Annotated in this window: 13 protein-coding genes; 3 read left to right on the top strand and 10 right to left on the bottom strand. The window is 47.5% G+C overall.

Features of this window, described 5'->3' with window-relative positions; all coding sequences use genetic code 11:
* Window position 1: 1 nt before the first annotated feature.
* The 3 genes from LL912_RS15980 to LL912_RS15970 form a co-directional block, all read right to left on the bottom strand.
* A complete protein-coding gene (locus LL912_RS15980) occupies window positions 2–613 on the bottom strand; it encodes an L-threonylcarbamoyladenylate synthase (RefSeq protein ID WP_235554582.1) in 612 nt (203 codons plus the stop codon).
* 105 nt (window positions 614–718) lie between these two features.
* Complete coding sequence (locus LL912_RS15975) at window positions 719–1,537, bottom strand: class I SAM-dependent methyltransferase (protein WP_235554581.1); 819 nt, start codon at window positions 1,535–1,537, stop codon at window positions 719–721.
* A gap of 111 nt (window positions 1,538–1,648) precedes the next feature.
* Entirely contained in the window at window positions 1,649–2,674 is a 1,026-nt protein-coding gene (locus tag LL912_RS15970) for a 2-oxoacid:ferredoxin oxidoreductase subunit beta (RefSeq protein WP_235554580.1), read from the bottom strand.
* Between the two features lie 165 nt (window positions 2,675–2,839).
* Here LL912_RS15970 and LL912_RS15965 point away from each other — a divergent pair, with 165 nt between their 5' ends.
* Together LL912_RS15965 and LL912_RS15960 are read left to right on the top strand one after the other, a co-directional pair.
* On the top strand, window positions 2,840–3,226 hold the full coding sequence (locus tag LL912_RS15965) for a c-type cytochrome (protein WP_235554579.1): 387 nt from the start codon (window positions 2,840–2,842) through the stop codon (window positions 3,224–3,226).
* A gap of 150 nt (window positions 3,227–3,376) precedes the next feature.
* Complete coding sequence (locus LL912_RS15960; protein WP_235554578.1) at window positions 3,377–4,099, top strand: 3-keto-disaccharide hydrolase; 723 nt, start codon at window positions 3,377–3,379, stop codon at window positions 4,097–4,099.
* Window positions 4,100–4,126: 27 nt separating this feature from the next.
* Here the strand turns inward: LL912_RS15960 and LL912_RS15955 are convergent, their stop codons facing one another.
* From LL912_RS15955 to LL912_RS15945, 3 genes are all read right to left on the bottom strand, one after another.
* Window positions 4,127–4,939, bottom strand: coding sequence for a class I SAM-dependent methyltransferase (locus LL912_RS15955; RefSeq protein WP_235554577.1), 813 nt, complete (start codon window positions 4,937–4,939; stop codon window positions 4,127–4,129).
* Window positions 4,940–4,982: 43 nt separating this feature from the next.
* The gene (locus LL912_RS15950) at window positions 4,983–5,441 is read right to left on the bottom strand and encodes a methyltransferase family protein (protein ID WP_235554576.1); all 459 of its coding nucleotides are present in this window, start codon (window positions 5,439–5,441) and stop codon (window positions 4,983–4,985) included.
* Window positions 5,442–5,701: 260 nt separating this feature from the next.
* Window positions 5,702–6,100, bottom strand: coding sequence for a winged helix-turn-helix transcriptional regulator (locus LL912_RS15945; RefSeq protein ID WP_235554575.1), 399 nt, complete (start codon window positions 6,098–6,100; stop codon window positions 5,702–5,704).
* A gap of 80 nt (window positions 6,101–6,180) precedes the next feature.
* On the opposite strand from LL912_RS15945, the gene LL912_RS15940 reads away from it, so the two are divergent.
* Window positions 6,181–7,077 carry an NmrA family NAD(P)-binding protein gene (locus LL912_RS15940; RefSeq protein WP_235554574.1) on the top strand — a complete coding sequence of 299 codons (897 nt, stop codon included), beginning with the start codon at window positions 6,181–6,183 and terminating at the stop codon, window positions 7,075–7,077.
* Between the two features lie 605 nt (window positions 7,078–7,682).
* Here LL912_RS15940 and LL912_RS15935 read toward each other — a convergent pair.
* The 4 genes from LL912_RS15935 to mfd all read right to left on the bottom strand — a co-directional run bounded on the left by LL912_RS15935 (window position 7,683) and on the right by mfd (window position 12,976).
* Window positions 7,683–8,039, bottom strand: coding sequence for a cupin domain-containing protein (locus tag LL912_RS15935; protein WP_235554573.1), 357 nt, complete (start codon window positions 8,037–8,039; stop codon window positions 7,683–7,685).
* Between the two features lie 7 nt (window positions 8,040–8,046).
* Window positions 8,047–8,463, bottom strand: a complete 417-nt coding sequence (locus tag LL912_RS15930; RefSeq protein ID WP_235554572.1) for a DoxX family protein — start codon at window positions 8,461–8,463, stop codon at window positions 8,047–8,049.
* Window positions 8,464–8,546: 83 nt separating this feature from the next.
* On the bottom strand, window positions 8,547–9,278 hold the full coding sequence (locus tag LL912_RS15925) for an AraC family transcriptional regulator (protein ID WP_235554571.1): 732 nt from the start codon (window positions 9,276–9,278) through the stop codon (window positions 8,547–8,549).
* Between the two features lie 314 nt (window positions 9,279–9,592).
* Window positions 9,593–12,976: a transcription-repair coupling factor gene (mfd, locus tag LL912_RS15920; RefSeq protein WP_235554570.1), complete on the bottom strand. Its 3,384-nt coding sequence runs from the start codon at window positions 12,974–12,976 to the stop codon at window positions 9,593–9,595.
* Window positions 12,977–13,134: the final 158 nt, after the last annotated feature.

The following is a 13,134-nucleotide window of genomic DNA, read 5'->3' as shown; positions in this document are numbered from 1 at the left end:
TTTAATCTTCCTCCCAGGCGCCCAGTCCTTTCCGCACCAGTACATTTTCCGTGCCGGTACAATCGATAATGGTTGAAGGAACCATGCCGCCGATGCCGCCATCAATCACGATATCCACCAGGTTCTGGTAATGCTCATGGATCACCTCCGGATCCGTATATTCTTCCACCTGCTCACCGGGAAGGGTGGTGCTTAAAATGGGATGCCCCAATTCGCGAATCAGTGCCTGGGTAATTTTATTGTCCGGTACCCGGATACCCACGGTGTTTTTTTTGCTATGCAGGATCTTGGGTACCTGTTTGCTGGCTTCCAGGATAAAGGTATAGGGGCCCGGCAGGTATTCCTTCAGCAGGCGGAATGTGCTGTTGGAGATCTGTTTGGCAAAATCACTGAGATGGCTCAGGTCTGCACAAACAAAAGAGAATTGCGCCTTCTTGGGGTCAATTTTTTTAATCCAGGCAATCCGCTCTATGGCCTTGGTCTGAAAGATGTCGCAGCCCAGCCCGTAGATGGTATCGGTAGGATAAACGATGATGCCCCCCTCTCGCAGGGTATCGGCTACCTGTTTGATCAGGCGGGGCTGGGGGTCTTTGGGATGGATGGAAATAAGCATAATTGAATTATACTGCAAATATCGGACAGGTTCCCGGTAGAAAATATAAAATATAGAATATTTGGGGAGGCCGTCTGAATAAATGGAGTTATGAGCAGCTGACAGCTAAGCGCTTTTAGCTGTTCGGACCGCCGTTAATGCAAATACCATGGGGATTTTATTTCCCAGGTGTTGGATGCAGAATTTTTTGGGGGCCACTTCCACGGCGTGCCGGAAGCAGTTGTAGGGCGAGTAATCAAATTCCTCAAATGAAGTAAGCTTAAGCCCATGCCGGATGAGGCTGCCCAGTACTTCGGCTGTACCATGGTTCCACATTATATACTCCTGGTACAGATCCGCATTCCGGTCGGCATAAGTGCCGGTATCCGTTTCGGCAATAGGGCCGGTATTAAAATAGCTGTAACCTATTTTGTCGAACTCGTCGTCAAACATCCATACTACCGGGTGAAATTCAGCAAACACAAATATGCCTCCGGGTTTGAGAAATGTTGCAATAACGGAAGCCCATCGGTCCAGATCGGGTAGCCAACCAATGGTGCCATAGCTGGTAAAAACAATATCAAATGTTTCGTTCAGGTGATGGGGAAGGTCATAAAGATCACAGCAGATAAAACGGGCTTCTGCTTTTGTATGGGTTTTTGCTGCCAGGTCATTGGCCGCCTCGATGGCTTTGTCGGAAAGATCAATACCCGTAACCTGTGCACCCATGCGGGCCAGCGAAATGGAGTCTTGCCCAAAATGGCATTGCAGGTGCAGGATGCGTTTGCCGGCCACATCGCCCAGGAGGTTCAGCTCAATATTATTAAGAGATGAGGCACCGTTTATAAAGCCGTTCACATCATAAAAATCCGATTCCAGGTGAAACCGGACCTTATTATTCCAGGACGCTTTATTAATGGTAAGGTAGTCTTTTACAGGGTCCATGGTATATGTTTCAGATCCGTTTATTGCTGCTCAACAGGATTGCCAGACGCTGAAGGGAGTGACACAACCGGGTTCAATAGTAGTGCTGAAGCCTGGTTCATAAAAAAAATATTACTGTATTGTCCAAACTTCCCTGCCGCGCAACAGTGCATCCAGGTCGGGTGCCTTGCGTGCTTTGGCATCTTCCAGCTGCAGGGCCATCATTTCTTCATAACAGGGCCGATCTGTTTCATAGAACACGCCAAATGGCCGGGGCAGGTGCCCTTCCAGTGCCGGGTTGTCGAAAATACGGGTGAGCAGTTGTGCTTTAAAAATGTCTTTTTCGTCGTGTATCCACAAATCATCTGCGCTGTATTCTTCACCCAGGGTAACCACCTGTGGTTTAAACCCATCCAGCCGGATTCCTTTTTTTCCTTCTGCACCAAAGACCAGGGGTTTTCCATGCTCTACAAAGATGGTTTCTTCTGCCTTGGAACCTTTTTCTGTAAACACTTCAAAAGCACCGTCGTTGAAGATATTACAGTTCTGGTAAATTTCCAGGAAGGAAGCACCTTTATGCTGGTGCGTGCGTATCAGCATGGCCTGCAGGTGTTTGGGATCACGGTCCATGGTACGTGCTACAAAACTGGCGTCGGCTCCCAAGGCCAGGGCCAGGGGATTAAACGGATGATCGATGCTGCCAAAGGGTGTCGATTTGGTAATCTTGTTTTCTTCTGAGGTAGGAGAGTACTGTCCCTTGGTCAATCCATAGATCTGGTTGTTGAACAGCAATACATTTACGTCGAAATTTCTCCGTAACAAATGGATGGTATGGTTACCGCCGATGCTGAGGCCGTCTCCATCGCCGGTAACAATCCAGATACTGAGTTCCGGGCGTGCAGCTTTAAGCCCGGATGCAATAGCTGTGGCGCGGCCATGGATCGAGTGCATGCCATATGTGTTCATATAATAGGGAAAACGGCTGCTGCACCCGATACCGGAGATGAACACAATATTTTCTTTGGGAATACCCAAACCCGGCATTACACGTTGCACCTGTGCTAATATAGAATAATCGCCACAGCCTGGACACCAGCGTACTTCCTGGTCGGTTGCAAAATCCTTGGCTGTTAAGGCGGGAGTTAAAACTTCGGACATGATCTTAAAAATAGGCTGCAAAGTTAATCATTCTGGGGGATTGGAACGATTCTTATACCAGTAACGAACGGCTGTTTATGCCTGCAGCTGCACTCAAACCCTTGTTTCTGTTGATTTTTCCTAAATTGCGGGAAGTTGTCATTTATTTGTAAAAACTTATTTTTTATGAGATATAAAAAGATCTCCATCGCATTTACGTTGATTCTTTTAATAATTATGGCAGGCTCCTCGTATTCGTTGTACCGCCCGCCGCATAACCTGAAAGTGCTGCCCCAGGATATTACGCATGAGCGCCTGGATAGCATTATGGAATCTTATAATAAGGCATTGGGAGTAAAATGCAATTTTTGCCATGCTAAAAGAAAGGATTCGGACCGGCTGGATTTTGCTTCGGACGAAAACCCCGCCAAAGAGGTGGCCCGGAACATGCTGCGGATGACAATTGACATCAATAAAAATTATTTTCGTACCGATTCGGTGATCCACCCGGCCTATTTAAATACCGTTACCTGTAATACCTGTCATAAGGGAGATGCCTATCCGGAACACTAGGTATCACCGGCAATTAGTTGCGTTGCTCCATAGGTGATGGTTGCTGCTTCTTGCGGCAGGGCCCGGAGGAACGCAGAACAGCTACTCCCTGCTAAAAACAGGATTGTTGCATCCGAAAATCAAGTATCACGCTCAATAAAACGAATGATTATGCCCCAACATATAACTCCCTGCCTGTTTCTGTTTTGCGGTATACTCCTGCTGACGGCTGCCTGTACAGATACCCAAACGGATAACCGGTTAACAAAGGAAGAAAAAGCACAGGGCTGGACCTTGCTGTTTGACGGAACTTCTGCCGCCGGCTGGCATCTGTATAACAAAAAGAACACCACCGCGGGCTGGATCGCCAGGGATGGAGCACTGGCCGTGGATACGGTTAATAAAACAGAAGTCAACGACCTGGTATCTGATAAAGCCTATACCAATTTCGATTTGCAGTTTGAATGGAAACTGTCAAAAAACGGGAACAGCGGGGTATTTATCAATGTGCAGGAGCGCCCGGATCTGACCACCGCCTGGGCTTCCGGTCCCGAGTATCAACTGCTGGACCCTGCACATGCAGACAATGCCCATCCGGTTAAAAAAGCCGGGGCCCTTTTTGCACTGGATGCACAAAAGAATCCTGCGGTAGCCCGGCCGGCGGGTGCATGGAACCAGTCCCGTATTAAACAGGTAAATGGGAAAGTAGAATTTTATCTGAACGGGGTATTAACCGTGCAGGAAGATTTTACGACTCCTTCCTGGCAGGATTCCGTCAAACGTACCCATTTTAAAAATTTCCCCGAATTCGGGAAGCATACCAGCGGCCATATTGCCCTGCAGGACTGGGCCAGCGGTGTGGCATTCCGGAATATAAAGATTAAGGAACTATAGCTGCTGCTTACCGGTGGGGCTGCGGTATCAGCGCTTTACCGTTACCAGCAGATAGGTAGCGGTGATTGCCGTTTGATCTGACGTTCCGCTTTTGTTTTGAGCGGTAAACAGCTCCTCCAGTTCCCGCTGCAGTTCCGCAGACCGGTTGCTTTTTTCCGCTGCTTCAAAGGCATTCATCGTGGGGCCATAAAAATCCCGGAACACCGCAACAAATTCAATGGGACTAAAGGGGGCGCTAAAAGTCCAGGGTTCCCTGCTGAAACTGATTTGTTGCCTGGGAATACCTGCCTGTCCAAAACGATCGATAATGTGATCCTCAAGGCCCCAGGTCACTGGGCTGATAAAGCCCTCCGGCGGTGGCGGCGTGTAGGCCGAACTGATTTTTAACAGTTGCGCCACTAATGTAGGGTCTCCGGGTATCCAATTGCCCATGATGATTTTTCCGCCGGGTTTTGTGACGCGTACCATTTCTTTGGCTACCTCAAAAGGCCTGGGGGCAAACATAGCCCCGAATATGCTTACGGTGGTATCAAACGAAGCGTCGGGCACATCGCTTAAATCCGTGGCATCTCCTTCCCGGAACACGCAGTTTGTAAGACTTTCTTCTTTTGCGCGGGTATTACCGGCCTGAACCAGGTTGGCTGCAATATCAATAACGGTTACATTGGCCCCCGTCCTGGCCAGCGGTATGGCCGTGGTGCCATCGCCGCCCCCCAGGTCCAGTACCTTCATGCCCCTGGCAACACCCATCCTGGATGCCAGATCTTCCCCGCTTTTACGCATGGTTGCTGCAATGCGGGTGAAATCGCCCTTTTCCCATAAAGCTTTATTCGGATTCATTGTTTTTATTTAAAGCTGAAAAATTAAAAAATCATACAGCCCACTATATAAACCACCTGGGAGTATTGTTCTTATATTTCAAATAGGTTTCGCCAAACCATTGCTCCATCCATTTTTCCTCCCTGAGTACAAATTGCGTATGCAGGAAGAGAAAAAACAGCGGAATCACAAACAGCGGCGAAACGGTGCCTAAAAGAATGGCGAGACCCATAAGCATGATAACAAGACCTGAATACATCGGGTTCCTGGTATACCGGAACGGACCCCGGATTACAACGAATGTTGCGCGGGCGCCCGGCCGGAGATGGGTGCCCGACTTCCGGAACAAAATCGCACTTCCGGCGCTCAGCGCAAAGCCGCCCACCAGTATGATGATGCCCAGGTATTTCCAGGGTGCATGTAACCAGTATGCGACCGGCAAATATGTATGCAGCAGGAGCATCGCAATCAGCGATAAAAGAAAATAAACGGGAGGCGGTATACGGGGAATTGAAGTATCCATGTTGCAAAGATTTTTCAATAACCGGGATCTATTATTGCCGCAGATCCGGTACAGAACAGCTTAAACAGGCAAATCATTACGATACGCCGGATCTGCTAACCGAATCTAACAAAAAATGATTGTAATGGTGCAGATATACCCAATTTAGGGTATCTCCTGTTGAGCGTGTCCGGAGTTGTTGTGCGGAGGCTTCCGGCCGCAGCTTCTTGTCACAATTTTGACTCCGAAGAGTAAGCGCCGTAACGTTTTTGGGCGCCGGTTTAGGCTTTGGGAAAGTCCGCCATCTGTTTTTGAAATTGTTTCGATTGTCTTCCGCCATTGCTTACGGCCCACTCCGCCATGGCGTACAACACCGGTCTTAATGCTTTGCCCTGTTTTGAAAGTGCATAGGTTACATAGGGTGGTATCACCGGTTTTGAGGTTCTTATGATCAGGCCGTCTGTTTCCAGCTGTTTCAGGTGTTGTATCAATACTTTTTCCGTGATGGACGGAATCGACCGTTTCAGTTCGCTGTATCGTTTGGTGCCGGTGAGTAAATTAAATAAAATAATGGGCTTCCAGTATCCGCCGATACGTTCCATTACAAAGGTTACAGGGCAGGCAACAAAGGCATTGCTCTTATTTTCCTGTATTACTGAAGTTGCTTTTATCGCTGTCATATATACATACTATTGGGTAAGTACTTCCATAAAAGTAAGTATAAATCTACTTTTGTGCAAACAATTTAAAACAGTAAAAAATGAAAGTAACAGTAACAGGATCTTTAGGAAACATTAGCCGGGTGCTCATTGAAAAACTGGTAGCAGCCAAACACGAAGTGGCGGTGGTGAGCTCTGACCCTGCAAGGGCGGAGACGATTCAGCAACTGGGAGCTGTTCCGATGATCGGATCGGTTGAAGATTATGGGTTTATCAAAAAGGCATTTGAAGGAAGCGAAGCGGCATACCTGATGATACCGCCCAGTTTCCAGGCAACGGATCTGAAGCAGTACATCAAAAGGGTGGGCGAACAATATGCCCGGGCGCTGGCGGAAACTGGTGTTCGGTATGCCGTTAACCTGAGTAGTATCGGCGCACATCTTGAAACCGGTTTAGGTCCAACCGGCTCTAATTTTTATGTGGAACAACAACTCAACAAATTGAAGGAGGTACATGTATTGCACCTACGCCCGGGCATGTTCCTTACTAATTTTTATGGAGCCATTCCGATGATGAAGCACCAGAATATATTGGGGAATAATTTTGGAGGGTTTGTCCGCTTACCGCTTACACATCCAAAGGATATTGCAGAAGCAGCATTCAAAGCGCTGGATGAGCGGTTCATTACCGGCAAACAAATTCAATACATCGTCAGCGATGAAAAAAACGGTTTTGAAATTGCACAGCTGCTGGGCCAGGCTGTGGGCAAACCGGATGTACAATGGGTAGCGTTTCCGGATGCACAGCTTTTGGGTGCGTTGATGGAGAATGGCTTTTCGGAGCAGATGGCCAGCGTGTATATGGTTGAAATCGGTATTGCGTTGCGTGACGGCAGCTTTATGGAAGACTATAATAAAAACAAAGAATTGTCCGTTAGCGGAACCAGTTTGAATGATTTTGCTAAAGAGTTTGCAATGGCGTATCAGTTTAGCAATTAAAACCCTGGCAATATGCAACAGTAAGATCGAAGCGACGACAGCGTCAAATGCGGAACTGCTGATCCGGAAATTATTTGAAGCGCTGCGCATCAGGGAGAAAGGGTTGCTAAAGCTTCATCGGTGAAAAGACGGTCATGTACTTTAAAGATTTTTCCAACCGCGTTTTCAGTGAAATGGCGCGCACCCAGACCTGTTCACCACTTTTCCTGCACCGGAGGAACTGAATGATCAGCCAATTCCGATAATACCAGGATAGGGCCGGCATGTTCCTGGCTGGTTTTAAGACAACTGTGATCTGCGGGCAGTGCAGACGCCGGCTTCCAGGTGCGCATTAAAATCTGGAAATTCCATCCGATGATCCGGATACTACGATAATGGGCCCTTCCACAATTAAAGGAACCGCATATCCCTGATAGTAATTTTAAACGATTTGTACATTCGGTAGGCGATCAAACGGCCTTATTGCCCTCTAGTACCGGACCTGTGGCGTGGAGTTCCGGAATATAAAGATTAAGGTAAAGCACCAGGGGCTATTTCTCCCACAGTGCCTTCGGACGGATGTATGATTTTCGTATCTCTTTCGGCAACCTGGAAAGCTGGCGGCTTCAGTTTAAAAGTTCCACTTCTTCGGGAATAATAAACAGCAGGATACACCCCGTTTTTGTGGTGACGGAATGTTTGAAGCCGGGAGGTGTGTATAAATAATCGCCCTGATACAGGGTGGTATCTTCCAGGATGACTTCTCCCTTTAATACATATATTTCTTCTCCTCCGGGATGATTGTGGTAGGGATATGCAGCACCAGGATCAAACTTAAGCAGTATGGTTGTAGACCGTTGTTTTGTTTCATCATAATGCAGCGATACAACAGAAATACCATGGTAATGAACGCCCTTTTCAATCAGTGGCTGCCATTCCTTACTGTTCCTAACAATGTAATCGGAAATGTTTGTACTTTTCATTTAAAATTTATTTTAATAATTGGTCAATGCTCCATTTATGATGTGGTAGGGTTGCCAGCAAAAATGCCCCCATGCTGAATGCAAATACCGAGTAATCCAATGCCTCTTTTATGCCAAATGACCAAGACATGGCTATTGCAAATGCAAGTGTTAAAAGCGCGGTGGCAATTGCCGCATACCGGGTCTTATACCCAAAAATTAGGAGCAGCCCCAGCGTTGTTTCAGTTATGGTGCTCACAACAGCAATGAGGCCGGCTGCACGCTTGGGAACAAATGAATTGACCTGCTCTGTATAGATTATAAAATTACTCCACCCCGATGAATGGTGCCCCCAATACCCAAGCCTGCTGGCTACGGCGGATAAAAATCCTGCGGCTAAACACAGACGGAGCAAAATGGCGGCGATTTCCTGATACTTTTTCATTCCTGTTTGTATAAATCCAGACGCAAAGATGCGTTGAAAAAGGACCGGAAGGAATAGAGAATGTTCAGAAAAGCATGTAATATTTACAATGCGTACTTCTCCTGGTAAAATTTGGGAGCATACATTGTATGCCTTTTGAAAAAGTTCGAAAAATAGAAAGGATCATTGAATCCCAGCTTATAGGCAACTTCTTTTACGGATAAGTTTTCGTAGGTCAGCAGCCGCTTTGCTTCCGAAGCAATAAGCCCATAGATCACATGTTGTGCCGTTTTGCCGGCATGCAGTTTGGCCAGTTCATTTAATTTGATTTCCGTTGTACCCAGCATTTCCGCAAACTGTGACAAGGGATAATTGTGTTCAAAATTATTTCTGACAGCTTCTAAAAACTTCAGGAAAAGGGCGTCCGGTTTCCAGATCTCATCGCCCCGATTCACTTTTGCCCGGTTGATGGCCACCAATATCAGTTTTATACGGCTGTGAATGGAAATGAAATACTGATACGGCTGTGCCGCCAATTCAGTCTGTATGTGGTTTAATTGCTCTTCAACAACAGGCGTATCAACAGCAATGATCTCATTCATAGCGAAATGGCAGAACAATCCATTATGGAAAATGAGTTCAATATCTTTATCATCCTTGCAGAAAAAATCAAGTGTAAATTCAAGGACAAAACCGGAGCATTCCTGTATCCGGCTGAACTGGTGTACCTGGCCCGAGGTGATGGTTATGACTTCCCCTTTGTTCAATGAGAAGTCTTTTTCATCAACCTTCAGGTGAAGTTGTCCGGATGTACAAAATACCAGAATGTATTTCATAATACGCCTGGGTTTTTCTGCTTCAGCCAGATCCTTAAAATTTTTTATTTCAACCATTGATATAAGTTGGAGGTAATATCAAAAGTAGTAAACCTTGTGCAATCTCATAAAATCCGTTTCCCGGGGATTTACCGGAGCTCCGGAAAGAAAAGGCCGGTCTGCTGTTACCTCAAGATAATGGCAAGCTATTTTTCACCCGGGAAGGTTTAGAGCGAAGGAACGGGACATAGGCCGTTGAACAGCGTACAGGAAGTATAACTGTGCGACGCAAGATCGTTGAAGGAAGCTCCTGCAGCCCGGTACATAAAGAAAGGTCAATAAGCAGCCGCGGCCGTCAAACAAAAGGTATGCATGTCTTTCAGAAAATCATAGAGCGATTTCATGGAGGGGATGGGTTCGGCTACCAGCAAAAACAGCCGCCCGGTTTGTTTTAAACGGGCCTTATTGGTACCTGTTTGTACATACTGGATGATCTTCTGGAAAACATCCGCTTCAAAATAAGGCGAATCCGGCCGGTTGATGAAATGGCAACGCAGAGTTTCGTTCTTAAGGGTCATTTTCTCAAAGCCCAGGTCTACGGCCAGTTTCCGGCATTTAATGGTTTCGAAAAGGTCATTTACCGGCTCTGGAACTGGCCCAAAACGGTCCTGTAATTCAGTATACATTTCCGCCAGTTCTGTCTCCGATTCGCTGTTGTCCAGGCGCTGGTACAATGAAAGGCGTTCGGTGATGCTTTCCACGTAATCATCCGGGATCAGGATCTCCAGGTCGGTATCGATGGTGCAATCGCTCACAAAGTCATCCTGTTTGCTGATCTCTTCTTTAAACAGTTCTTTGAATTGGGTACGTTTTAATTCGCGGATGGCTTCATCCAGAATCTTTTGATAGGTTTCAAAACCGATTTCGGCCATGAATCCGCTTTGCTCACCGCCCAGCAGGTTGCCCGCCCCGCGGATGTCGAGGTCGCGCATAGCGATCTGGAAGCCGCTGCCCAGTTCACTGTGCTGCTCCAGGGTTTGCAGGCGTTTGCGCGAATCGGCGGGCAGGGTGCTCATGGGCGGTGCCAGTAAATAACAGAATGCTTTTTTATTGCTCCGGCCCACGCGGCCCCGCAACTGGTGCAGGTCGCTAAGCCCGAAATGATGGGCATTATTGATGATAATGGTATTCACATTCGGAATATCTACACCGCTTTCCACGATATTGGTACATACCAGCACATCGTAGCGGTGATCAATAAAGTCCAGTATTTTTTCTTCGAGTTTGGCGCCTTCCATCTGGCCATGTGCATAGCTGATGGAAAGATCCGGACAAAGGCCTTGGATCAACGTAGCCATTTCACTCAGTCCGGCCACCCGGTTGTGGATAAAGAAAACCTGTCCGCCCCGCTCTGTTTCAAAATAAATGGCGTCGCGGATGGCATCTTCATTATATACCAGCACTTCGGTTTGGATGGGCTGGCGGTTGGGCGGCGGTGTATTGATAATACTCAAATCCCGGGCACCCATCAGGGAGAACTGCAGAGTCCGGGGAATGGGTGTTGCCGTAAGGGTTAAACAATCCACCGTATTGCGCAACACTTTTATTTTTTCTTTATGGGCCACGCCAAATTTTTGCTCCTCGTCAATCACCAGTATACCCAGGTCTTTAAACTTTACCTCTTTTCCCAGCAGCCCGTGGGTACCTACCAGGATATCGATCTTGCCTTCTTCCAGTTTTTTGAGGGTTTCTTTTTTTTCTTTGGCCGATTTAAACCGGTTGAGGTAATCCACCGTTACCGGAAATTCTTTTAACCGGTCGCTAAAGGTTTTATAATGCTGAAAGGCCAGGATGGTTGTAGGCACCAGTACGGCGGCCTGCTTGCCGTCTACACAGGTCTTAAAAGCGGCGCGGATGGCGATCTCCGTTTTTCCAAAGCCCACGTCACCGCATACCAGCCGGTCCATGGGCGATTCCGATTCCATGTCTTTCTTTACATCCGCCGAAGCCTTGCTTTGGTCGGGCGTGTCTTCGTAAATAAAGGAAGCTTCCAGTTCGGTTTGCAGGTAATTATCCGGCGTATGTGCAAAGCCCTTCTGCGCTTTGCGCTGTGCATATAACTTAATCAGGTCGAAGGCGATCTCTTTTACCCGGGCCTTGGTTTTTTCCTTTAACCGCGTCCAGGCATCGCTGCCCAGCTTGTTTACCTTGGGCACGCTGCCGTCCTTGCCGGTGTACTTGGAAATTTTATGCAGGGAATTGATGTTGACATACAATACATCTTTATCCTTATAAATAATGCGGACGGCTTCCTGGGTTTTCCCGTTCACATCCATCTTCTGCAAGCCGCTGTACACACCCACACCATGGTCGATATGTGTAACAAAGTCGCCCGGTTGCAGTTCCCTTAAGGTGCGCAGGGTGATGGCCTTATTTTTATTATAGGCCTGTTTGACACGATATTTATGATAGCGCTGGAAGATCTCGTGGTCCGTATAGCAGAGAATCTTAAGATCTTCATCCGTAAAGCCCAGGTGGATGGCCGCAGAAACGGGGTTAAACACCAGGCTGGCATCCTGGTCGTCGAAAATCGACTGCAGGCGTTGCAGCTGTTTGGGGTTCTCCGAAAAAATATACAGGGCAAAGCCTTTTGCTTCATGTGCTTTCAGGTCTTTGATCAGCAACTCAAATTGCCGGTTAAAGGCCGGTTGTTCCCGGGTATTGAATGCGTATTCCCGGGTCACCGATGCGGGCAGCTGCTCCAGGTGTACCACGGGTCTTGCAGCCAGCGCGGTTTCAAAATCCTGCGCTGTTATAAAATCGCTGCTGCTGACATTCTTTTTGATCAGCTTATCCTCCCGGAGCTCTTCCTGCCGCTCGTTTCCCGTTTCCTGCAGTTCGAGGAAATGGGCCAGTTCTGCGGCATTGTCTTTTAACCGTTCCCTGCATAGAGAAGCGTCCTGCACCCAAACCGCGGTATTTTCCGGTAAAAAATCAAAAAGGGATACATGCTCCTCTTTGGCAAACTGGGTATCCACATTCGGAATAATGGATACCTGTAGTAATTTGCGCTCACTCAGCTGAGTTTCAGGGTCAATGATGCGGATCGAGTCTATATCATTTCCAAACAATTCAATCCGGTAGGGTTTGTCGTTTCCATAGGAGTAAATATCCAGGATTCCTCCGCGCAGGGCAAATTGTCCTGGTTCATATACGAAATCACTGCGTTGAAAGCCATACCGGTCCAGCTTTAGCAGCAATTCCTCTACGTTCAGCGGGTCAGCCGTTTTCAGGTGGATGATATTTTCAGCCAGTGTGGAGGATATCACTACTTTTTCAAAGATGGCGTCGGCGTAAGTTACCAACACCTTTTTATTTCCGCCGCCGGCCAGTTTGGTCAGTGCTTCCGTGCGTAACATTACATGCGATGCATTGAGCAGCCGGTAATTTTTCGTGGTTTTGAAGGAAGACGGAAAGTAAAAAATATCGAGTGCGCCCGTAATGTTTTCCAGGCTGTTCTGGAAATAAGCCGCGTCTTCCGGTTCATTGAGAATGACTAGGTGGTTAAGTGCCGGCGTTTGTGCCATACAGGCGCCCACAATAAACTGGGAGGCACTTCCATGCACACCGGAAAGCGCCAGTTGCGCGGGTTGAAGCAAGGAGAGGTCCTTCGCTAGTTGTAAACAGCGGGGGTCATCACTATAAAAATTCTTCAACACTTCCGTTTGCATCGGGGCGCAAAGATACGGCGAGTTTAAAAAAAATCCCAATGTCCTTCTTGCCAAAATCACCGGCTCGTGTTCAAGGAGCTGAAAACCAGGATATTCAAAGTTGTGGTTTACCGGCGGGGGTTTTACTGAAATTTCCTTTATCTTAC

It is taken from the genome of Niabella agricola (assembly GCF_021538615.1).
In the GTDB taxonomy this organism is placed as follows: domain Bacteria; phylum Bacteroidota; class Bacteroidia; order Chitinophagales; family Chitinophagaceae; genus Niabella; species Niabella agricola.
The sequence above is the reverse complement of the archived record's forward strand: the minus strand, read 5'-3'. Positions and strand labels throughout refer to the sequence as shown.